This window comes from Ruegeria atlantica, from assembly GCF_001458195.1.
Taxonomy (GTDB): domain Bacteria; phylum Pseudomonadota; class Alphaproteobacteria; order Rhodobacterales; family Rhodobacteraceae; genus Ruegeria; species Ruegeria atlantica.
The window spans coordinates 1-18964 of the sequence record NZ_CYPU01000022.1; the positions used below are offsets into that span (position 1 = coordinate 1).

At 54.8% G+C, this 18964-nt stretch carries 19 protein-coding genes; 4 read left to right on the plus strand and 15 right to left on the minus strand.

The window, feature by feature from the left end; all coding sequences use genetic code 11:
• The coding region (locus tag RUA4292_RS25195) for a DDE-type integrase/transposase/recombinase (protein WP_233493372.1) at nucleotides 1-254 on the plus strand (254 nt) is incomplete at its 5' end.
• A 52-nt stretch (nucleotides 255-306) separates the two neighbouring features.
• Here the strand turns inward: RUA4292_RS25195 and RUA4292_RS06580 are convergent.
• Together RUA4292_RS06580 and RUA4292_RS06585 are read right to left on the minus strand one after the other, a co-directional pair.
• Complete coding sequence (locus RUA4292_RS06580) at nucleotides 307-678, minus strand: ectoine synthase (protein ID WP_058276882.1); 372 nt, start codon at nucleotides 676-678, stop codon at nucleotides 307-309.
• Between the two features lie 17 nt (nucleotides 679-695).
• Nucleotides 696-1445 carry an SDR family oxidoreductase gene (locus RUA4292_RS06585; RefSeq protein ID WP_058276883.1) on the minus strand — a complete coding sequence of 250 codons (750 nt, stop codon included), beginning with the start codon at nucleotides 1443-1445 and terminating at the stop codon, nucleotides 696-698.
• A 118-nt stretch (nucleotides 1446-1563) separates the two neighbouring features.
• Here RUA4292_RS06585 and RUA4292_RS06590 point away from each other — a divergent pair, with 118 nt between their 5' ends.
• Nucleotides 1564-2442, plus strand: a complete 879-nt coding sequence (locus RUA4292_RS06590) for a LysR substrate-binding domain-containing protein (protein ID WP_058276884.1) — start codon at nucleotides 1564-1566, stop codon at nucleotides 2440-2442.
• Between the two features lie 347 nt (nucleotides 2443-2789).
• On the opposite strand, the gene RUA4292_RS06595 is transcribed toward RUA4292_RS06590, so the two are convergent.
• Nucleotides 2790-5990 (minus strand): ATP-binding protein, encoded by a 3201-nt coding sequence (locus RUA4292_RS06595; RefSeq protein WP_058276885.1) that lies wholly within the window; start codon nucleotides 5988-5990, stop codon nucleotides 2790-2792.
• Between the two features lie 187 nt (nucleotides 5991-6177).
• Between RUA4292_RS06595 and RUA4292_RS06600 the strand changes: the two genes are divergently transcribed.
• The gene (locus tag RUA4292_RS06600; RefSeq protein ID WP_058276886.1) at nucleotides 6178-6579 is read left to right on the plus strand and encodes a nuclear transport factor 2 family protein; all 402 of its coding nucleotides are present in this window, start codon (nucleotides 6178-6180) and stop codon (nucleotides 6577-6579) included.
• A 114-nt stretch (nucleotides 6580-6693) separates the two neighbouring features.
• Here the strand turns inward: RUA4292_RS06600 and RUA4292_RS06605 are convergent, their stop codons facing one another.
• Nucleotides 6694-8574, minus strand: coding sequence for an adenylate/guanylate cyclase domain-containing protein (locus RUA4292_RS06605; RefSeq protein ID WP_199519990.1), 1881 nt, complete (start codon nucleotides 8572-8574; stop codon nucleotides 6694-6696).
• 63 nt (nucleotides 8575-8637) lie between these two features.
• Here RUA4292_RS06605 and RUA4292_RS25445 point away from each other — a divergent pair, with 63 nt between their 5' ends.
• Nucleotides 8638-8763 (plus strand): hypothetical protein, encoded by a 126-nt coding sequence (locus tag RUA4292_RS25445; RefSeq protein ID WP_267885450.1) that lies wholly within the window; start codon nucleotides 8638-8640, stop codon nucleotides 8761-8763.
• Between the two features lie 93 nt (nucleotides 8764-8856).
• Here the strand turns inward: RUA4292_RS25445 and RUA4292_RS06610 are convergent, their stop codons facing one another.
• The 11 genes from RUA4292_RS06610 to RUA4292_RS06655 form a co-directional block, all read right to left on the minus strand.
• On the minus strand, nucleotides 8857-10083 hold the full coding sequence (locus RUA4292_RS06610; protein ID WP_082637025.1) for a RidA family protein: 1227 nt from the start codon (nucleotides 10081-10083) through the stop codon (nucleotides 8857-8859).
• Nucleotides 10084-10222: 139 nt separating this feature from the next.
• Nucleotides 10223-10639, minus strand: a complete 417-nt coding sequence (locus tag RUA4292_RS25625; RefSeq protein WP_442475950.1) for a GFA family protein — start codon at nucleotides 10637-10639, stop codon at nucleotides 10223-10225.
• 297 nt (nucleotides 10640-10936) lie between these two features.
• Nucleotides 10937-11632: an RraA family protein gene (locus tag RUA4292_RS06615; RefSeq protein WP_058276889.1), complete on the minus strand. Its 696-nt coding sequence runs from the start codon at nucleotides 11630-11632 to the stop codon at nucleotides 10937-10939.
• Nucleotides 11632-12324 carry an alpha/beta fold hydrolase gene (locus RUA4292_RS06620; protein ID WP_058276890.1) on the minus strand — a complete coding sequence of 231 codons (693 nt, stop codon included), beginning with the start codon at nucleotides 12322-12324 and terminating at the stop codon, nucleotides 11632-11634. Before RUA4292_RS06620 ends, RUA4292_RS06615 begins: the two co-directional genes overlap by 1 nt.
• Nucleotides 12321-13442 carry a cobalamin-independent methionine synthase II family protein gene (locus RUA4292_RS06625; protein WP_058276891.1) on the minus strand — a complete coding sequence of 374 codons (1122 nt, stop codon included), beginning with the start codon at nucleotides 13440-13442 and terminating at the stop codon, nucleotides 12321-12323. The genes RUA4292_RS06620 and RUA4292_RS06625 overlap by 4 nt, the downstream gene beginning before the upstream one ends.
• A gap of 9 nt (nucleotides 13443-13451) precedes the next feature.
• Nucleotides 13452-14054 carry a class I SAM-dependent DNA methyltransferase gene (locus RUA4292_RS06630; RefSeq protein ID WP_058276892.1) on the minus strand — a complete coding sequence of 201 codons (603 nt, stop codon included), beginning with the start codon at nucleotides 14052-14054 and terminating at the stop codon, nucleotides 13452-13454.
• A complete protein-coding gene (locus tag RUA4292_RS06635) occupies nucleotides 14051-15010 on the minus strand; it encodes a cupin domain-containing protein (RefSeq protein ID WP_058276893.1) in 960 nt (319 codons plus the stop codon). The genes RUA4292_RS06630 and RUA4292_RS06635 overlap by 4 nt, the downstream gene beginning before the upstream one ends.
• Nucleotides 15011-15160: 150 nt before the next feature.
• On the minus strand, nucleotides 15161-16132 hold the full coding sequence (locus RUA4292_RS06640; protein ID WP_058276894.1) for an ester cyclase: 972 nt from the start codon (nucleotides 16130-16132) through the stop codon (nucleotides 15161-15163).
• Nucleotides 16129-17145: a LacI family DNA-binding transcriptional regulator gene (locus tag RUA4292_RS06645; RefSeq protein ID WP_145974888.1), complete on the minus strand. Its 1017-nt coding sequence runs from the start codon at nucleotides 17143-17145 to the stop codon at nucleotides 16129-16131. Before RUA4292_RS06645 ends, RUA4292_RS06640 begins: the two co-directional genes overlap by 4 nt.
• Nucleotides 17142-17906: an SDR family NAD(P)-dependent oxidoreductase gene (locus RUA4292_RS06650; RefSeq protein WP_058276896.1), complete on the minus strand. Its 765-nt coding sequence runs from the start codon at nucleotides 17904-17906 to the stop codon at nucleotides 17142-17144. Before RUA4292_RS06650 ends, RUA4292_RS06645 begins: the two co-directional genes overlap by 4 nt.
• A complete protein-coding gene (locus RUA4292_RS06655; protein WP_058276897.1) occupies nucleotides 17906-18958 on the minus strand; it encodes an ester cyclase in 1053 nt (350 codons plus the stop codon). The genes RUA4292_RS06650 and RUA4292_RS06655 overlap by 1 nt, the downstream gene beginning before the upstream one ends.
• Between the last annotated feature and the right edge of the window lie 6 nt (nucleotides 18959-18964).

Below are 18964 nucleotides of genomic sequence, written 5' to 3' on the forward strand. Positions count from 1 at the left end.
AACTGGGTGCATTCGAAAAACAGCAAACGGGCNGGTGGCTCAACACCCGAGTCGAGAACTCGCACCTGCCGTTTCGACGACGTGAGCGCGCGATGCAGCGTTTCAGGCGCATGCGAAGTTTGCAGAAATTCGCCTCCGTCCATTCCTCGGTCTACAACCACTTCAACCAGGAAAGATCGCTCACCAGCCGGGACACCTTCAAGCTGACACGCACCGCCGCTCTTAGCGAGTGGCGTCAACTTTGTTCCGGATAGGTTCACGGTTTCCGCGGCAAACTGAGACTGGTTCGAATTCGTCTGACAGCACCTAGCTTCCGTCTTCGCGGTGTACTTCGTGCCCGCTTAGCGGAGGATTGAACACGCAGACCAGCCGCAGATCAGCCTCCGTTGCACGCACCAAGTGTCGGTCATGCTGGTCCAGGGCATAGAGGGTAAATGGTTCAAGGGAATGCCAGGTTTCATCATCATACGCTCTGATCTGCCCCTTGCCTTCGATGCAGTAACACGCCTCCAAATGATGGGTGTATTCAAGCTCAAGCTCAGCACCCTTTTCGATGATCGTATCCGTCAGCGAAAACCCCATATCATCCGACGCCAGCAACAGTCTTCTGCTGTTCCAACCTGGACCAGTCACGTCCCGATCAGAGCCGAGGATATCTTTGAGTGCCGTAACAATCATAAATCACTGCCTTGTTGCTATCGTACCGCGCGGTTCATGCCACCATCGGACAGTATGCTCTGACCGTTAATATAGCGGGCTCCTTCGCTGGCGAGAAACACGCAAGCCTGTCCAATTTCCTCAAAGGTTGCAGTCCGCTGCGCAGGTATGGATCGGCGGGCAAACTCCGACAGATTCACGTTTTCGCAGAATCCTGGGAGCAGATTATTCATGCGAATATTGTGCCGTGCATAGCGATCCCCGTAAAGCTTTGAAAAGCTATGCAGAGCGCCGCGCAACATACTCATGGGATACGGTGCGCGCGGCTCGATTGTGTTCATAGACGAGATGTTTACGAAAGCACCGCCACCTTGTTCGATCAGTATGGGCGTGACGATACGGGCAATTTTGACGACGTTCAGCACGTACATGTCCAGACTTTCGTGCCACAACTCATCGCTGAGTTCCAAAAGCGGCCCATCAAAATCGGGATCAAATCCTACCGTCTTGATGGCTTCTGGCACCGTACCACCGTGGCCCATATTGCTGACGATTGCATCAATTCGACCGTACTTGCTCATGGTGTCGTCGATCATCGCCTGCAGATCATCGACATCCAGCACCGAGCCGCGGCGGCCAATTCCTCCAAGCTCCTCCGCCAGTTCAACAGAACGGTTGGACGGAGACATTAGCGAGACCTTGTAGCCTGCATTTGCCATTTCAATGGCGCAGCCCCGGCCAATGCCTTGTCCGGTTCCTGTCATCAGTGCGACTTTGGTATCAGGCATGGTATCCCCTTTCGTGAGGTGCATTGTATGTGAGAATTATTGCGTTGAAGTCAGTGTATCTCTCGATAACTTGGCGAAGTTATCGATTTTTCGGAACATTGCTGTTAGGTTTTCTCACATGCCGGAAAACCTCAGACACCTTCGCGCCCTTCAGGCATTTGACGAAACCGCAACCCTTTCGAGCCTGACCAAGGCGGCGAATGTTCTGAACGTCACCCACGGGGCGATCAGTCGGCAAATCAAACTGCTCGAACTGCATCTTGGCGTGACGCTTTTTCATCGCCGCCCCAATGGGGTTGAACTGACCAAAGCCGGGGAAAGCCTTTATCACTCAACCCGCGGAGCGTTTTCAGCATTGCAGCTGGGTGTAATGGAGGTGAAGCGGCTACACCACCGCCAGTCGATCACTGTGTCTTTGTCCACATCGCTGGCGCTCAAATGGCTTGTGCCGTTACTGAGTTCGTTTCAGCAGGATCATCCGGGTATCGCATTGTTGCTAGACACAAATGATGCTTTTGCGGACTTCGATACGTCCGGGGTTGATGTCGCCCTGCGATTTGGAGAGCCCGGGTGGGATGGGCTGTATCATGAGCAGATAAGGCAAGAGGAACTGATTGTCGTGGCCGCGCCGTCCCTTGTTGACAGAATGCAGCTACCAATGCGCGCCGAGGAAGTAGCGGGTCTCCCCTTATTGCACGATGCCTTCAACGTTGGATGGGAAAGCTGGGCTGAGCAGGTTGGGCTGAGCCCCAATCGGATCAACTCGCAGAGCATCAAGTACGTGGACAGCGCAGTTCTGTTGGAGGCCGCGATTGACGGACAAGGCGTGGCACTGGCGAGGCATCTCTTGGCGGAAAGGGATATGGAATTTGGTCGGTTGATCCGCCTCGATGAAAGCCATGTTCCATTGGATCGTGGGCTCTACTTCGTCTGCCGCCCCGGCGATCAGGAGCGGGTCAAAGTGAGAGTCTTCAAGAAATGGCTTATGTCAATTTGAGCTCTGGTTCCGGTCAAAGCCCCGGGAATGCGGTCATTGGTCTGCGCTGCGCGTAGGTCTGTTTTGTCCGCGATCTGTGAGTTCGTTCGGCTCAAGACTTTGGCAGTGCAGCGAATGGCGGCTCTGACGGGCCGCGCCTCAGCATGGTGATGTCACGACGAGTGACCGCTTTGGGCCGACCCTGAAATGCGTTATTCACCAATCGTTGCAAATGTTGCATCTGATCTTTTGGCGGCAGAGGGTTCAGTATGATCGAAGTTGCATCTCGTGGAAATGACGGCAATCAACGACCTTAACGTTTGCCTAGAAGGGTTCTGCTCCAAGATGCTGGTGACGAGCCCGATTGCTCAACCGTTTGCGTCGAGGAGAGCCTGTTTTGAACGAAATGCGCGCTTGATCAACATTTGGGCCTTTTGAGTCTGGGCAACCGAGATAGCCTGGTCAAAGGCGACATTCGCTGAATCGGTATCTCCTTGTGCTGCTCTGATTTCTCCTTTGATACGCAGCAATTCAGCCTCTGCCCAGTGTTCCCCTGTTGTATCCTGTTCTCGCAATGCGCGGTCCACAGTTTGTTGGGCAGCGCTGGGATCACCGGCCCTGAGTAGGGCTTTCGCGTGTTCAGCCAAATACAGCGTTACCCAAAGCCAGCATCCTTTTGCGCGATATTCTTCCAAGGCCTTATCCAGTTGATGGACGGCGCCAAGCGCATCCGTCATGCAAGCCAGGACAGCGTCATGAATGGCAACAAAATCCTTCCACAACGCCATGTCGTGCTCGTCAGAGACCTGTCGCATTTCCTCATTGATCTCGGTTGCACTTTCCAAGTCGCCAATCCAGATCGACAAGGTGACAGCGTGCAGACCTGCGTAACAGATTGTGTTGGCGTGTTTGAGCTCGCGGGCTCGAGCAAGGGCCTTGTCGCAGGTCTGTTTCGCCGTGTCTTCGTCGCCGCACATCCACTGCGCAAGGAGCATATAGCACCAGATCTGCACTCCTGGATCCTGGGCAAATTTCGTCGAAAAATCTGCGATCTCGGCCGACTGATAGAGTTCATAAGCGGTTTCGAGATCCTGAAGTGCATCAGCAGAGCGGCCCTTGGCGATCAGGGTCGCAGCCCGCATTCGGCGAGAGATCAGCTTCGGGATCGGGTCAGGCTCGTTCGCCATATCTTCTACAAGTCTCGAAACCAGACCGAACGCTTTATGCAGATCGTTGCCGATATAAGGTGCGATCCACGTACCATAGTAGATTGCAACCTTGAGTTCTGGGTCCGTGGTTGCCTCTATCCTTTCCAACGCCTGTGAGAAAGCGTTGCTGGCTTCGGCTGAGGCGTAGCCATCCTTGGCGATATGTACCTGAGCGAGTTGCACCAGAAGCGCCAGTTCCCGTTCGCGCCATTCCGGTTGGTCCAGCAAGCCTGCAACCAGCGTCAAGGCATTTCGCAGATGATTTCCTGCTTCAACATAAGCCGGCCGGGCCTGAGCTTTTCTGGCAGCGTCGCCCCACAGCGTAATAGCCTTTTCCGTCAACCCAGCCTCAGTCGCATGATGTGCGATCAACTCCGAGGGCGCGTTCGGGTCGGCCTCAAACAGGTCCGTGAGCCTGTGGTGGATTTCCAAACGTCGACGTTTCAGCAAGCTTTCATAGGCTACATCCCGAACCAGAGCGTGCTTGAAGACATATGTCGCATCCGGAGGTATCCCCCGTCGAAACACGAGCTCGCTGCATTCAAGCTGCCCCAGCGCGTCGTCAATCGCCAAATCATCGACCCGGGCGATTTTTGTCAACGACGCACGGTCGAAACTTCGCCCGATGCAGGCGGCCATCTGGGCGATTTCCTTCACAGGTTGAAGTCGGTCGATCCGGGCCATTAGGGAATCATGCAGGGTCGCCGGGATAGTCACCCGATCAATAGGACCGGCAAGTTGGAAGCTGTTTTCGGCTTCAATCAGGTCGCCGGATTCCAAAATGGTTTTTGTCAGTTCCTCGACAAACAAGGGAACGCCGTCGGTTCGGTGGATAATTTCTTTTATCAATTCGTCGGGAAGGGTTTTCCCACCTGATATCTTTGCGAGAACAGCCTCGATCTGCTCGGACCCCAAACGGTTTAGGGTAAGCTTGGATACGATTGGATGACCTCCGAACGCGTGCTGGAAAGTCGGTCTACCGGTAATCAGGATCATCACCCGCTCGGTCGCAATTCGATCCAGACACGCCTCGAGCATCGCGAGCGTCGAGGCATCGCACCAATGTGCGTCCTCTACGACAAGGAGAACCGGCTTTTCCCGTGAAAGCGCCTGCAATTCTGCCGAGGTTTCTTCCATGATCCGAACTCTGAGTTGTTGTGGTGTCAGGTCGGGATTTTCGGCAGATGGACCAGTTTCTATCTGTAGGAGTTCAGCAATAATATTTGGGTCAGCGGCCTGGAGTTGCTGGCGAAGCTTTGCAATTTTTTTGCTGGCAGAGTCAGTTTCCAGATGGCCCATGGCGTGTGAAAGCTGGCGGATAACAGGAAAGAAACTCGAATCCGTGTGGTAGGGCGAGCAGTGATAGTTCATCCGGAAGTGATCCTGCGTCGAGACCGCATCAATGACGGCACGCGTCAGTCTGGACTTGCCGATGCCTGCCTCACCGATCAGAACAGCGACTTGGCCTTCCCCGGAAATTGCGCGATGCCAGCGTTCCATGATCAGTCCCAGTTCATGGTTACGCCCGATCATCGGCAGAACAGGACTGAGATCTTCTGTCTCGAACCGGCTTTCCAGGCTGCGCTCGGTTCCCACCCTCCACGCCGGTACTGGTGAGTCCAATCCCTTAATGTCGAATCGGCCTAACTCTTCTAACTCGAACGAGTCTTGGATCAATTGCTTCGTCGATTCTGGAACCAGAACCTGCCCCGGTTCTGCCAATGTCTGAAGACGCGCTGCAAGGTTTGGCGTGTCGCCAACAACGGTTTCTTCCCGTGATGCTCCTTCCCCTATGAGGTCGCCGACGACGACCATACCGGTCGCCACTCCTGCACGAACAGATAGTGCCTGTCCATCAGGCGAACGCAATTCGGCGATCGATCCTATAATTTCCAGCGCAGAGCGCGCAGCACGTTTGGCGTCGTCTTCATGCGCCACCGGCCAACCAAAATAGCACAGGACACCGTCACCCATATATTTGGCTACATTCCCTTCATAGCGGGTGATGATACCGGCAACGGTATTTTGATAGCGCTTGATCACTTCACTCATGTCTTCGGGATCCAACCGCGCTGACATTGCTGTTGATCCGGCAAGATCTACGAACAGCGTCGTCAAATGGCGACGCTCGGCTTCGCGCTTGATATCCGTTGTACTTGTCGCGTCAGACTGAGATTGATTTGGTTCACTTGCTTCGATAGCCGCCCGCAACCGCTTGCGCGAACCCAGGGAAAGACCGATCTCACGCATGTCTTCATCCGTTAGGTCATATAAGACATCAAGATCGATCTCATTCTCGACCAGAACCGCTTCCAGATTAAGGAGCTTCTTTTGTGTCAGCCATTCCATGAGATCGGACATAGGGTAATTGGTCCTCAACGAGGGTCTAAGAATCTTAGTGTTCCCGATCAAGACAGTTTGGGCAATGAATAATCCCCAGTCGTCGAGTTTGCTCAAATCGCAACAGAACAACACCTTATGTGGCCTGTGGACATGAGAGCAGGGAGCCAACTAGGTTGGCTTGGGACTTGGAGATGGGAAAGCTGGTATGCGACTGAACAAAGATGCGTTTGAAAAAATGACCGAGACATACACTACGGCATGGAACTCAGGAAATCCCGAGGAGGTCGCTGATCACTATGCTCCTGACAAGGGCATCACGATCAACCGGGGAGAAAACCAATTCGGGCGCGAAGCCATAATAGCCATGGCCGGTGGGTTCATGGCCTCTTTTCCCGATATGAAACTTACAAGGGACTTTGTTCGATTTGCCGGGGATCACGCCATCTTTGGTTGGACGCTTGAAGGACATCATTTGGAAACGGGGAACCTCGTCAAGGCCAGTGGCTGGGAAGAATGGGAACTGAACGAAAACTGTCGTATCACCAATTCACTTGGCTGGTTCGATACCTTGGATTATGAACAACAAGTAGCAGGCCAAGTGCAGTGATACTCCTCGAATATTGACCTGTGCGGAGAGCTTTTGGACCAGCATGGAGCAGTAACTACTTGCGATTTTCGTGAAGTTGCGAATGCGGCGAATGTCCGCAGAGTATGAAAACTACTATAACGCGTTTTCCGGAACTCCCAATGCTCGCAAATCGTCTAACCAGCGGTTGTGAAACTCTTTATCGGTGAACGGGGCAGCTTTCGCTTCTTCAATATCGTAGTCGGGATTGTCTATTAGGAATTCACCGATCATTGCGCGCGCCTCGTCTTCCCGCCCCAACCGCAACAATATCGGGGCAAGGGTACGTCTGAGGCGATCCGGAACCCCGTTCATCTTTTCGATCGAAGCGAGCGCACCTTCGTAATCCTCTGCAAAATATTGGGCCCAACCCAGGTTCCACAGATACCAATCTGGATGATGTGGATTGAGGCGTATTGCAACCCTCATACGGTCAACGGCTTCATCTGCCCTTCCACTGTAGATCAGAGGATCGATGGAATCGGCGAGGACCTGAGCGGAGTTCGGGTTTAAAGATATCGCCTTCTCATAAAGCGATGAGGCTTTCTCAAGATCGCCACTTTGCACTGTAACACTTGCCAAAACCTGATGCGCTTTGAAATTGAATGGTTCAAGTTTTATTGCCTTTCTGGCCATTTCAAACGCGAGAGCCAAAGATTCTTCACGAGACGCAATTTCAGTCCACCCCCAGCGGTAGCCGAAGTTATGGGCCCAAGCGAGTTCGATGTATGCGCTGGCAAAATTAGGGTCGAGCTCGATTGCCTTCTCGCTCAGCTCCATCGCAAGAATGTTACCTTCTTTCGTGAATGTGAACGCCTGTTCCTGCGCACGCTTAAAAAGCTCGTATGCATTCAAGTTGTCTGTGGGTTGGTGTTCTAACCGGCCATACTCAGCCAGATCTATGTTTTCGTTAAGGGTCAGAGCGATCGTTCGCGTGACTTCGTCCTGGACAGCAAATATATCCTCAAGGCTGCGGTCGTAGTTTTCTGCCCAAAGATGCTTGCCATTTGTTGCGTCTATCAATTGCGCTGTGACACGCAACTTGTCCCCTAAAATTTGGACACTGCCTTCGACAACGTAGCGAACGCCTAGTTCTTCGGCCACTTGTTGGACCTTTACCGGTTGGTCCTTGTAGGTAAACGTCGAATTGCGTGAGATTACGAAAAAGTCGACAAACCGAGAGAGCGCGGTGATGATGTTTTCGCTGAAGCTGTCGCTGAGGTAATCATGTTCCGGGTCGCTGTTCAAATTGTCGAACGCTAGTACTGCGATAGACGGTTTGCCAGTTAGCGGGGCTGCGGTGAGATCGGTCGTGCCGGATGATTGGTTCGAAGCCTTCCACGATTGCCACAAGACCATCCCCCCGACCACGACCGCTACTGCAATTACAACAGCGACCAACCATGAGCGACGCGCTGGCGCCACGGGTCGGGTGATAGTGGTAACGAGAGCCGTTGCTTTGTCATCAAGCAACAGGCTGAAAACGCGTATAGGTTCTGCGATGTTCTTGACCTCGTGCAGTCCAAGGTCTTCGATGCTGAGATCGAGTTTGTCCTTTATCTGATCAAATACGTTGGTCGCCATATAGATGCCATCGGGCACAGCCAAACCTTCCAGCCTCGCCGCGACGTTTACACCGTCCCCGTAGATATCATCGCCCTCCACGACGATGTCACCGACGTTAATCCCAATTCGGTAGTGTATCCGGTTCTTTTCAGGGACATCCTTGTTGGTCACACCGATGAAATGTTGAATTTCTATCGCGCATTGCACCGCTTCAACGGCGCTGGCAAATTCGATCAGCAGACCATCGCCCATCAATTTGACGATGCGCCCTTTTCGGGCTGAAACGATAGGTTCTATCAGATCTTCGCGATGTGACTTAATGGACGCCAGTGTGCCTGTTTCATCTTCTCGGATGAGGCGGCTATATCCCACTACGTCTGCAGCAACTATCGCCGTGAGGCGTCGTTCCAATGCCAAACCTCCCTAGCTCAATCAACAGGTTAGCCAAAAAGGCGAATCTAATCCAGATTCGAGATGACCGGTTACATCTCGCCAGCGAAAGCGGCCATTGCAGTTTTGATCGGGATCGACTGGATTGTTGCCCTGCCTATCAATTCGAGTGATCTTAGATTACGCGGGCGCGGCGAACGGCAGGTTTGACGGGCCGCGTCGCAGCGACGGTAGAGTAGTGCGAACGGCAGCTTCGGGCCGTCCTCATCTAAGCAAGATTGGCGTTGTATTTTTTACCTAAATTCACACTTCCATATGGTTCTCGAGCATCGCGATCACCTCTATCTCAATCACCATGTCTTCGTAGGCCAGATTGGGAACCGGTATGCCTGTCGTGGCTGGGCCGGGTGCGGTATAGGAATTGGATCGGATCAACAGGTTTTCGTGTAGCGCTTCGGCCGAGGCACTGCCTTGATAGAAGGTGGTGACTTTGACCACATCATCCAGAGTGGCGCCGAACTCATCCAATACGCGAGCCACATTCTCCATTGCGATACGGGTTTGGGCGACCATATCGCCGGGTTCCAGCACCTTAGCCTGCGTGTCCAGTGCCACCTGGCCGCCCACATGGATTAACTGGCCGGAGCCGACTCCGTGTTTGTAAGGCAAAGCGGTGGTCCAATTCCAATGCCCGTCAGGCCAGGCATGACGGATGCGGCGCGCTCCTGGGGCGCAGGCGGTCGCAGCGATGCGTGTGGTCAGTCCGTCATGGGGAAAGGAAGGCGCGGGAATGCCGGTGGGTGCTGGACCGGGATCAGGGAAATAGTCGGCCCGTATGCGGGCCGAAACTTCCCAATCTTCTGCTGTGCCGTCGCCAAGGTAGAACGTGTTGACCTTGACCACATCCTGCATCCCCGCACCTGCGGCCTGAAGTGCACGGGAGAGACGCTCCATCATCAATCGGGTCTGCGCCACGATATCGCCGGCATGGGTCACCGATCCGTCGGCGGAGCGAGCGGTTATGTCACCGGTAAAGATCATGTCACTGCATGTCACCACATGCGAGAAGGCCTCAGGCAAGGGTGATTGGGCATCGAGATGGTAATTCTGGCGGGGCAGAGCGCTGCCATCAGGAGCGCGCATAGCGACGCCTTCAATTTCGCACAGCATGTCGGGATAGCAGAGTTCAGGCAGGTTGATTAGATTAACCACCGGTTTAACCTCATGTCCGATGATGTCGGCCAGAAGGTTCAGCAACCGGGCCTCATCAGCCGCGTCACCGACGTAATAAACAACCAGCCGCACCAGGTCGGTGAAATCCACGCTAAGGTCGGTCAGAAGATCCAGCATATAGGCCATCGAATTGCGCACTTGGGCGTCCAGATCGCCGATGTTGCGTACGGTTCCCAGAGAATCCAAATCCACCTGCCCGCCAGTAAAGACCATGTCACCCGCACGCACTGCATGGTGGTGAGTCAGCTTTACCGGCCAATTCCAGTGTCCCTCGGGAAAGCTGTATCGCCTGATCATTGGGCGCCTCGTGGCTGTTGTTGCCGGTTAGGCAAGCGCCCGAACATTCCCCGTGCAGGATGTCTTGCACCCCCGAAAAGAGCTCTCAATAATGCTCGATCCGTTCGATCAACAAACTCGTTGTGCGGTAAGAGCCCTGTCATGGATACGAGTCAAATGCGGTTTCTGCATCTATCTGAGGACACCATGTCGGTCGATACTGATTTTGCACCGTACTTGAAATCTTGAAGGCCGAGGGATCGTCAAGGCACCCAAGGGAGACTAGCCTCATCCCCGGGAACGCCTTGGGGTTCACCCAATGCACGTTCGAATAGCACTTGGGACAAACATATCGTTTGAGCCCTGGCCAATTTTCCATCTCGGGGTCGAGTTCGTGCGCACCTGTCATTGCCACGACGTCCTCTTCTCGAAAAAGCGCAACAGCATTTCCAATTGAACCGGTCATTCGTTGACAGTAGTCGCAATGGCACACAAAACATTGGAGCGGTTGGTTGGCCAACTCTATTGATACAGCTCTGCAAGCGCATTGTGCTCTGATCGGCAAATTTCGTTCCAACTCTGATCATTGAAATGTCCGTTCTTTAGCCCAAGAAACACCACGAGGGACCATTTGTCTATTCGATGAACCCGGTAGATGGATAGGATCACCTGTCTGGGATTAGCCTAAAGCGGAAATTGATGCGATTACGAGGAATGTCCGTTTCGTTGCGCTCTTCGGACCTCCGTCCTTCTTCCAGCTTCGTCCGCGCAGCGAATGTCTCCTTTGACGGGCCGCGCCGCAGCGATGAAGCCCACCGATCAACGGCAGCTAAGGGCCGAAGGTGCAAGTAAGCCACTTGAAGCTGGATAGCTATCAAGTGCGGGCCTTTTCAAAAGCGCTCCAAGCTTCCTCGAAACTCTTGAAGTCGAAGCCTTCTTTGGCAGCAGGTTCCAGAACCAGCTTCTCGGTTTCCAACAGTTTTAGTATCGCCGTCTCCAAGACCGACATAACGCCAGACGGTACGACAAGAGCGCCATGCCGGTCGGCATGTACAAGGTCACCCTCCCGCACGGTCATACCGAATACAGACACTGGTGTTCCGATATCGCGTACATGAACAAAGCCATGGCTTGGGCCGATAGAGCCAGCGACAACTGGGAATCCCTTCGGCAGGTCACCCAAGTCACGCATAACACCGTTGGTCAAGGCACCCGACAGTCCAAAACCTTTGTGTACCGTTGTGTTGATCTCACCCCAATAGGCACCGATGCATTCCGGGAAATCCAGGTCTTCGACCACCGCCACGCCCGGGCGTGGCCCTTCTGACATGTGTTTGTAATAGGCCATTCGGCGCTCTCGGATCACGTCCGGCTGTTCTTTCGGGGGGTGGACGGCTGCAATTCTAGCAGTGCGAGCATAGCCTACCATTGCCCCTCCATCTGGTGCCGAGCACAGCATGGTGCCCCGAGTGAAATCGCTGAAACCGCGTTTGCCCTGTGCAACTTCAATCGCATTGCAGACAGTAGGTGTGTCCACGGACTTCAGCAGTTCGAGAAGAGTGTTGTCCATCAGGCCTCCAACCAGCGGATAAGAGCCGCTGTGGTTTGTAAGGGTTGTTCAAGTGTCGGCAGATGCCCGGCATCGTCAATGATTTCCAAATGTGCGTTTGGGATCAGCCCAGCCATAAATTCATGGCGCGCGACCGGGCACAAAGTATCGTGGCGTCCGCACAGAACCAGCGCGGGAAGATCGGCTTTGGCAAGTGTTTTCGTTTGGTCGCCCCGATCCATAAGAGCTTGGGATTGCCGTAGAAAAACCTCAGCACCCAGATCAAGCGCCATTTTCATGCAGAGGTCAAGAACGTCGCTGCGACGCGGCCCTTCGGCCAAGTAGTTCGGCTTCATTTCATCCCGCATAACGCCAGCCAGATCGCCCTCGCGCACGGCCTGCATCTGGGGCAGGCGGCGCTGTTTGACGTCGTCTCGTTCAGCCAGTGGGTTGGTATCCAAAAGCGCGATCCGATCGACCCTGTCCGGAGCCTGACGCAGGATTTCCATTGCCACGATCCCGCCCATCGACAACCCGCAAAGCGCAAAACGGGGTGGTGCCGTTTCCAGAAAAGCTAGTGCAATATCAACGATACCACCTGGTCTGGCCAGGGAGGCGAGATGCACATCCCGCTTGCCAGAAAGAGATGCGATTTGCGGGCCGAACAGACGCGCATCGCACATCATGCCGGGGATCAGAACCAATGGTGTCATTTGGCAAGATCCGCCCCTTCTGACAGGGCAGACAGTTTGGCGTAGGCGATGTCCGGGTCCACGGCACCAAAACCAGCAAATGTGCCAAAGCCACAGTCCGAACCAGCAATGACCCGGTCTTTTCCTACGATTTGGGTGAACCGCTCGATACGTTGGGCGACAAGTTTGGGGTGCTCGACAAAATTCGTGGTCGTGTCCACAACGCCGGGCACTAGCACCTTGTCGTCTGGAATCTCTGCCTTGCGATCGCGAAACACAGCCCATTCATGCGCGTGACGCGGATTGGAAGTTTCGAACAAAACATAGCGGGACTTGGTGTTCATCAGCGTCTTGAACACCGTGTCCATCGAGATGTCACAGCAGTGCGGGCCTTCGTAATTGCCCCAGCAAATATGTACCCGCACACGTTCTTGCGGAACATTCTGAAGGGCGTGGTTCAGTGCCTCGACATGCATGTCAGCGATCTTGACGAAATCGGCGTCGGAAAGATCGTTGAACAGCATATGCCGGGATAACGCCAGGTCAGGACAATCCAGTTGTAGGTCAAGCCCGGCAGCCACAATGGTTTCGTATTCCTCTTTCATCGCATCGGCCAGCGCAGCCAGATAGGCCTCGCGCGTGGGATAGTGATCGTTTTGCAGAAACAACGAAATCACGCCGGGCGATGCCGCGTTCATAAATCCGTGTTCTGCCCCATGCTGGGTCATGGCCGCTTTGAGGTTGGCGATGTCTTTTTCCAATTCGCCTTGTCCTTTGGAGCGGACCTCTCCGGTGCACATTGGACGGGCGTATTGCGGCGTTCCCCCATCATCGGCAAGCCGTTTGAGGAAGCCGGGAAACATCTTCAGGTCAGCGGGCGCGTTGCGCGGGCTGTCGCCGGAAAATCCGGTGTAGCGGTCTTTGACATAGGTGGCATAGGATATTTTCGAGGTTTCACCATCACTGACGATGTCTACACCAGCTGCGACCTGCTTGCGCACCGTCTCGGACACTGCGTTGGTCATGCAGGTATCAAATGCAGCCCCGTCGTATGGGGCGCCGTTTTCGCGGGAAAAGATGAAATCGACCACGTCCTGCGTTCGGGGAAGTGACCCTACATGTGTGGTTTTGATTGTCATCTGCACCTCCTATAGTTTTCGCGCCATTAGTACTGTGTGGCTTTCGGTTTCCGGGTCTTCAGCCAGAAATCCGGTCAATTGCAGCCCATTTTCCTCCAGACATACCGCATATCCGGCCGGAGAAAGCGATGCATGGAAAACCAGCTCACCAGCGACGGTTCCGGAGTCTTCGCCAGCTCTGGGGCCGACTGTCAGCATCAGCATGCCGCCATCGTTCACATGCCTGGCAATGCGGCCGATACAGTCCTTTTGTTCATCCGCCGTGAGGTGAAAAAAACTGTTCCAGGCGATGATGCCATCAAATTTCTGATCGAGCTCGAAATCCCGCATGTCGGCGCGCCGCCAATCCCCTTCAGGCCAGCGCGCCCGGGCGATGTCGAGCATAGCTTCGGAAAAATCGACGCCGGTCACGGAAAAGCCCTCGGCCATGAACCAGCGGGCAATGGGGTCACCCGTACCGCAACCCAGGTCTAGTACACTGTCCCCCGGCGTCAGGCTGGCTGTAAAACGCGCCAGCCAACGTGCTTCGAACAACGCCTTAGAGCGGCGCTTGTCGTATTCCGTTGCTTGCCGCTCATAGACGGCAAGCGTGTTTTCGGGATCGGCGTTCATACTGCCCAGGTCATTCCTGCAGGATCATTGGTTGATGTGACCCGATAGAGACCAGCCTCGCCGGTCATAGATGGCGAGACGCTGTAAGCCTCGCCCGGCAACACCAGCGCCGTGTCGCCAACGGAAAGGGTGGTTTCGAAGCCGTCAATGGAAATCCGCCAATGGCCGCGGGTGGGCATCAACACAACCGGTTTATCGGCTTTAACCGGGGTTTCGACACTTGAACCGCGGCTCAGGAAATCGACCTCAAAGCCCGGCTTGTCCTTGATCAGAGCGGTTTCGCCGATTACTTTCGCTGGCTTGTTCGCTGAAAGGGCCATCAGATCCCAATAGCGGGCCACATAATTGCTGACCACGTCCTCGACCGGAACCTCTGGAAAGTCTTTCAGTTGCTCCTCGGTCAGCAGCGGCATTGGGCGCACATTGTGGGGCAGGTCCTGGCCTTTCTTGGTGTCGTAAAGAACCCCGTTGTCACCCAGCATCAGACCATGCGCTTGCGCGTCTTCGATTACTTGGGGCGCCCATATCACACCACCCCCAGCGTCGTCACCGCCCAGTATGGCCATGATCATCCCGTAATCCTGACCGACGTTTTCAAATCCCCGGAAAATACCCGTGGGGATGTTAAAGATGTCACCTTCCTCGGCAATGAACTCACCCGCCGTTCCGTATCGGCCCCAGAAGAACCGCCACCGACCTTTGGCAACAAAAAACACCTCGGCTGTGGTGTGGCTATGCAGCGAGTTCCGGCATTTCGGCGGCTGGCCCGCAGCGCCGATGTTGAAGCCGATCTTGTCAGTTATGTGGACATGCTGGTCCGGGCTTTCCGAGACCCCACCACCGATGATGGTGAAGTTCTCTTTTTGATCCGAGCCTGGCGTATGGGCATCAATGAAAGCCGTTTTGCAGGGACGTAGCTCGCCGTAGCGAACGATGCGGGATTGGATGGTGCTCATGCTATTTCTCCTTGGAATTGGGGTTTGGTTTGATCAAACCCCGCCCCCGGGAGGGCGATTGTTCAGCCGCCGCGCACGCAGGCTCGCCCGATGCGCATGAAAACGGCGGGTCACCTGACTGGCATCGAGATATGCGACCGGATTGGTCACTCAGACATCTCCGGTCTGGAGCAAGATCTGTTTCCAGATCGCAACCTCATCATAATAACTGTACTCGCGTCGCAGGCCCCATGGGCCGAACTCGGCATGCGACATGCCCATTACGTGAACCTTCGCCCCTGTCGGGCGTCCAAACGCTCCCCAGCCGTCATGCGTGCCGTCCAGCGACCAACGGATGGCTGCGCGCGGGGGCATCATTCCGCCATCCATACCGATCTGATGGTGAATCGCGAAGGTGGCGTTCGGGAATGATGATCGCAGCCCGATCCAAAAGCGGCTGACCGCATCGCGCCCAATCGCCTGTTGTGAACCAGCGTAGTCTCCGATCACCGCCCGGTCGTAATCAGCTAGGATATGGTTGAAATCCTTATCCATGATCCGGGCTAGGGTCTCAGCGTAACGCGCACCCCATTCATTTTCGTTGCCCGTTCCGTGATACCCGCCGTCTACATCAATATCGGGCGTGAAGGGACGGGTTGCCTTGTCGGGCCCGCCTTCGGCCATGATCAATTCACGGGTGTACTCCTCGGGCTCCATCCCAAGCTGCCTCACTAGCCCACCATAGTCGCGAACCAACCATTCATCGTAAATCGTCTCGCCCTTGGCCGCGCAATCCGCAATCACACGCACCACCCATTTCTTGCCGCTGGCCTTGCCAAACTGCCCGTCCTGCAAATGCGTCGCCGTGGTCAGCAATCGGTGAGAGGACAAGTGTCCATCTTCTTCGGAGTTAGACCAGATGACATCCTCGGCAAACAACTGACGATCTGGGAACTCATGACACGTGGCCATTGTCGAGGCGATGACGCCTTGATTGCCTTGGCTGATGCCCATTGGCGTGCGCACCGGAATATTTGACGCGTAATATCGGTTCAGAGTCTCGGTTCCGCGATCTTCCCAGATCTCTTTGGTGATCCCGATAATGTAGTCGGGGAAGTCTTTCCACTTATTGGAATAGGTCATAGGGTAAAGCCTTTTGGTTTTCGCGAAGACCCGCGCATTTTCAGCGGCCCAGGTATCTGGATACGTTCCGAGGTCGCGCCTCTTTCGATATGCGACATCAGCAGGTCGACGGTAGCAGTGACCATCTTGTTGATAGGTTGCCGTATGGTTGTGAGGTCATATGCTGGCCATGTTGACATCGGCACATCATCATATCCCACGATGCTGACATCCTGAGGTACCGACAGACCCAGTTCAAACCGCAATGTGTCCATTACCGCAAAAGCCATATGGTCATTTCCGACAAAAATCGCGTCGGGGCGATCCGGGGTACAACACAGCTTTCTTGCGATACCGGCGGCGATCTCCTGATTGTATTGGCCGTCTTCGATGGCAAAGGGTTTAAGACCGTGCTCCTTCAATCCATCGACAAAGCCGCGCATCCGATCCAAACCGGTTGAGGATCCTTGCCAGCCTGAGATATGGGCAATTTTCTTATGCCCACATCCAGCTAGGAAATGTGCGACGATGCGGCCGCCTTGCAAATTGTCAGATGTGACTTGAGCTACGCCGCCTGTTTCCTGACCCCGGTTGAACATAACAACCGGGATGTTCGCATCGCTACACTGCTTGGCAATATCACTGGACATAGCAACGGAAGCAGTAATGATCCCTTCGACCTGATACGAAAGCAGCTCTTCGACAATTTGGCCGATGCCTTCGTCGTTTTTGGCCATAAACAGCAAGATATGATATCCGCGTTCTTTTAGGGCGCGATCCAGATACTCTAAAGCCATCGGATAGAACTGGTTTTCAAGGTAAGCCACGACCACCCCAATTACTCGACTTTTGCCGGTGATCATCGCGCGGGCCAGAGTGTTGGGGCGATAGCCCAGCTGCTCGGCCGCCCTCATGACCTTTTCACGGGTCGCGTCCGAAGCAGATGCACCAAGTGTAAAAACGCGACTGACTGCCGATTGGCTAACACCCGCAAGGCGGGCGACGTCCAGAGATGTGATCTTTTCTACCATCAGTCAGCCGTCCAGCCACCGTCCACCAGCAGCGATGTGCCGGTGACCAGGCTTGAAACGTCCGAAGCCAGATAGACCGCAGCACCGGTTACATCACTTAACTCGCCTACACGTCCAAGCTTGATCTTGTCCTCGATCCAGGCGCGGCGTTCTGGAATGGCCAAGGTCTGTTCGCCCAGCGGTGTTCGAATGAACGTCGGTGCGATCGTATTCACCCGGATACCAAGGGGACCCCATTCAATAGCCATTGCTTTGGTGAACCCTTCGACCGCGTGCTTGGTGCCACAATAGACCGCGCGGTCCACGCCTCCGACCTGACCCATTTGGCTGGTGATGTTTATCAGACTGCCCGGTTTTTTAGCGCCGATCAGGCCGCGCGCCACAGCGCGGGTCAGAAAGTAGGCGCCCTTGAAATTCAGATCGTTGACAGAAGCGAAATCTGCCTCGGTTGTGTCTAAGGCCGGTGCATGTTTGGCAAGACCGGCCGAATTGATCAGGATGTCGAAAGGCCTATTGGCGTCAACAGCGGCTTCGGTGGCGGTAACGTCCGCGACATCCAGCTCCAACGGATTGGCTGCCCAGCCTTTGTCCCTGAATGCCGCCACAATTTCTTCCAGCTTGCCCCTGGACCGCGCAGCAACTGTGACCTCAGCCCCGTGGCTGGCCAGAGCGGTCGCACAGGCCAAACCAATTCCCGAAGAGGCACCGGCCACCAGCGCGCGTTTGCCATCAAGTCGGAAGGAAGGGGTAGGGGGCAGCTCCATCAGGCATCTCCAACAGGAAAGGGCACACGGCCCGGTACACGGGCCTTATTGAACTCGCGCAATCTGTGAAAGACGTCCACCCCTAACTGGCGATAGGCATCCAGCAGATCGACCATAACCCAATTTTCGCGAATGCGACCGTCGTCAACGCGCCAGAAATCCAGGCTACGCATGGTGATCTTTTTGCCGGAGGGGGCTATGCCCAGCCAGCCATCATGCGTGACCGTCTGCACCATGTCAGGCCAACCGGTTACCGCCACATAAGGTCCATCACCAAAGAAGTGATAGGTGATTTCGTCCAGATACTGTCCCCGATCTGGCATGCCATTCAGGAACGGTATCTGGTGCCAGTTGCGGAATCCCTGAATGCCCCTGCACGTGCCGATACCAGCAGGCCCGTACCAATTCATATTTTCGTGCCAGAAGCGCGGCATCTCCATTACCTCGGGTCCGCCCTGAAATGGGTGACGCTTCATGTGGTTCAACATGTCCACAATGAGATCACGGCTGGCATTGCTTTCAGCCTCAACCCGAGCGGGCCGTACCAGACCGTCGTCGGAGGCGGGGCCTGGAATGAAAATCTCGGCGCCCAGCGAAGGTGCCATGGGCCAGGCACCAACCTGCATCATGACCTCGGGCAAGTCCCAGATCATCTGCATTTCGACAATTTTACCCTCGACGATCCGATAGTACTCGTGAAACCGCATGTGAGCGAAATGGCCTGACGGTGGGATGTCCAGCAGCGGCCCGACAAATGTGCCCACATAGTGCCCGCCACAACCAACCCAATCGTGGCCATGCTCATCCTCGCCAGCCATAACCAGCCAATCACGCCGCTCAACATCGGGCCAAGCCGCGCGCAGTGGTATCAGGACGTTTTCAAAGAAGGCTTCGGGCCCAATCTGATCCCCAAAAGGATGACAGCAATGAAAAACGGCATCTGCGGCGCATAAGGTGTTCAGTACCTGCCGAATTTCGGCATCGTTCCAATCATAAAGCGCTGTCCGAAGCGGGGTCAGCAAGTCGCGGTTGGTGTCATGAATCGAAGGCATGTGCAG

What these genes read in the sequence shown, in the direction of transcription:
- RUA4292_RS06580 (WP_058276882.1), bottom strand. Translation starts at nt 678, where the DNA reads ATGATTGTTACGGCACTCAAAGATATCCTCGGCTCTGATCGGGACGTG.
- RUA4292_RS06585 (WP_058276883.1), bottom strand. Translation starts at nt 1,445, where the DNA reads ATGCCTGATACCAAAGTCGCACTGATGACAGGAACCGGACAAGGCATT.
- RUA4292_RS06590 (WP_058276884.1), top strand. Translation starts at nt 1,564, where the DNA reads ATGCCGGAAAACCTCAGACACCTTCGCGCCCTTCAGGCATTTGACGAA.
- RUA4292_RS06595 (WP_058276885.1), bottom strand. Translation starts at nt 5,990, where the DNA reads ATGTCCGATCTCATGGAATGGCTGACACAAAAGAAGCTCCTTAATCTG.
- RUA4292_RS06600 (WP_058276886.1), top strand. Translation starts at nt 6,178, where the DNA reads ATGCGACTGAACAAAGATGCGTTTGAAAAAATGACCGAGACATACACT.
- RUA4292_RS25445 (WP_267885450.1), top strand. Translation starts at nt 8,638, where the DNA reads ATGACCGGTTACATCTCGCCAGCGAAAGCGGCCATTGCAGTTTTGATC.
- RUA4292_RS06610 (WP_082637025.1), bottom strand. Translation starts at nt 10,083, where the DNA reads ATGATCAGGCGATACAGCTTTCCCGAGGGACACTGGAATTGGCCGGTA.
- RUA4292_RS06615 (WP_058276889.1), bottom strand. Translation starts at nt 11,632, where the DNA reads ATGGACAACACTCTTCTCGAACTGCTGAAGTCCGTGGACACACCTACT.
- RUA4292_RS06620 (WP_058276890.1), bottom strand. Translation starts at nt 12,324, where the DNA reads ATGACACCATTGGTTCTGATCCCCGGCATGATGTGCGATGCGCGTCTG.
- RUA4292_RS06625 (WP_058276891.1), bottom strand. Translation starts at nt 13,442, where the DNA reads ATGACAATCAAAACCACACATGTAGGGTCACTTCCCCGAACGCAGGAC.
- RUA4292_RS06630 (WP_058276892.1), bottom strand. Translation starts at nt 14,054, where the DNA reads ATGAACGCCGATCCCGAAAACACGCTTGCCGTCTATGAGCGGCAAGCA.
- RUA4292_RS06635 (WP_058276893.1), bottom strand. Translation starts at nt 15,010, where the DNA reads ATGAGCACCATCCAATCCCGCATCGTTCGCTACGGCGAGCTACGTCCC.
- RUA4292_RS06640 (WP_058276894.1), bottom strand. Translation starts at nt 16,132, where the DNA reads ATGACCTATTCCAATAAGTGGAAAGACTTCCCCGACTACATTATCGGG.
- RUA4292_RS06650 (WP_058276896.1), bottom strand. Translation starts at nt 17,906, where the DNA reads ATGGAGCTGCCCCCTACCCCTTCCTTCCGACTTGATGGCAAACGCGCG.
- RUA4292_RS06655 (WP_058276897.1), bottom strand. Translation starts at nt 18,958, where the DNA reads ATGCCTTCGATTCATGACACCAACCGCGACTTGCTGACCCCGCTTCGG.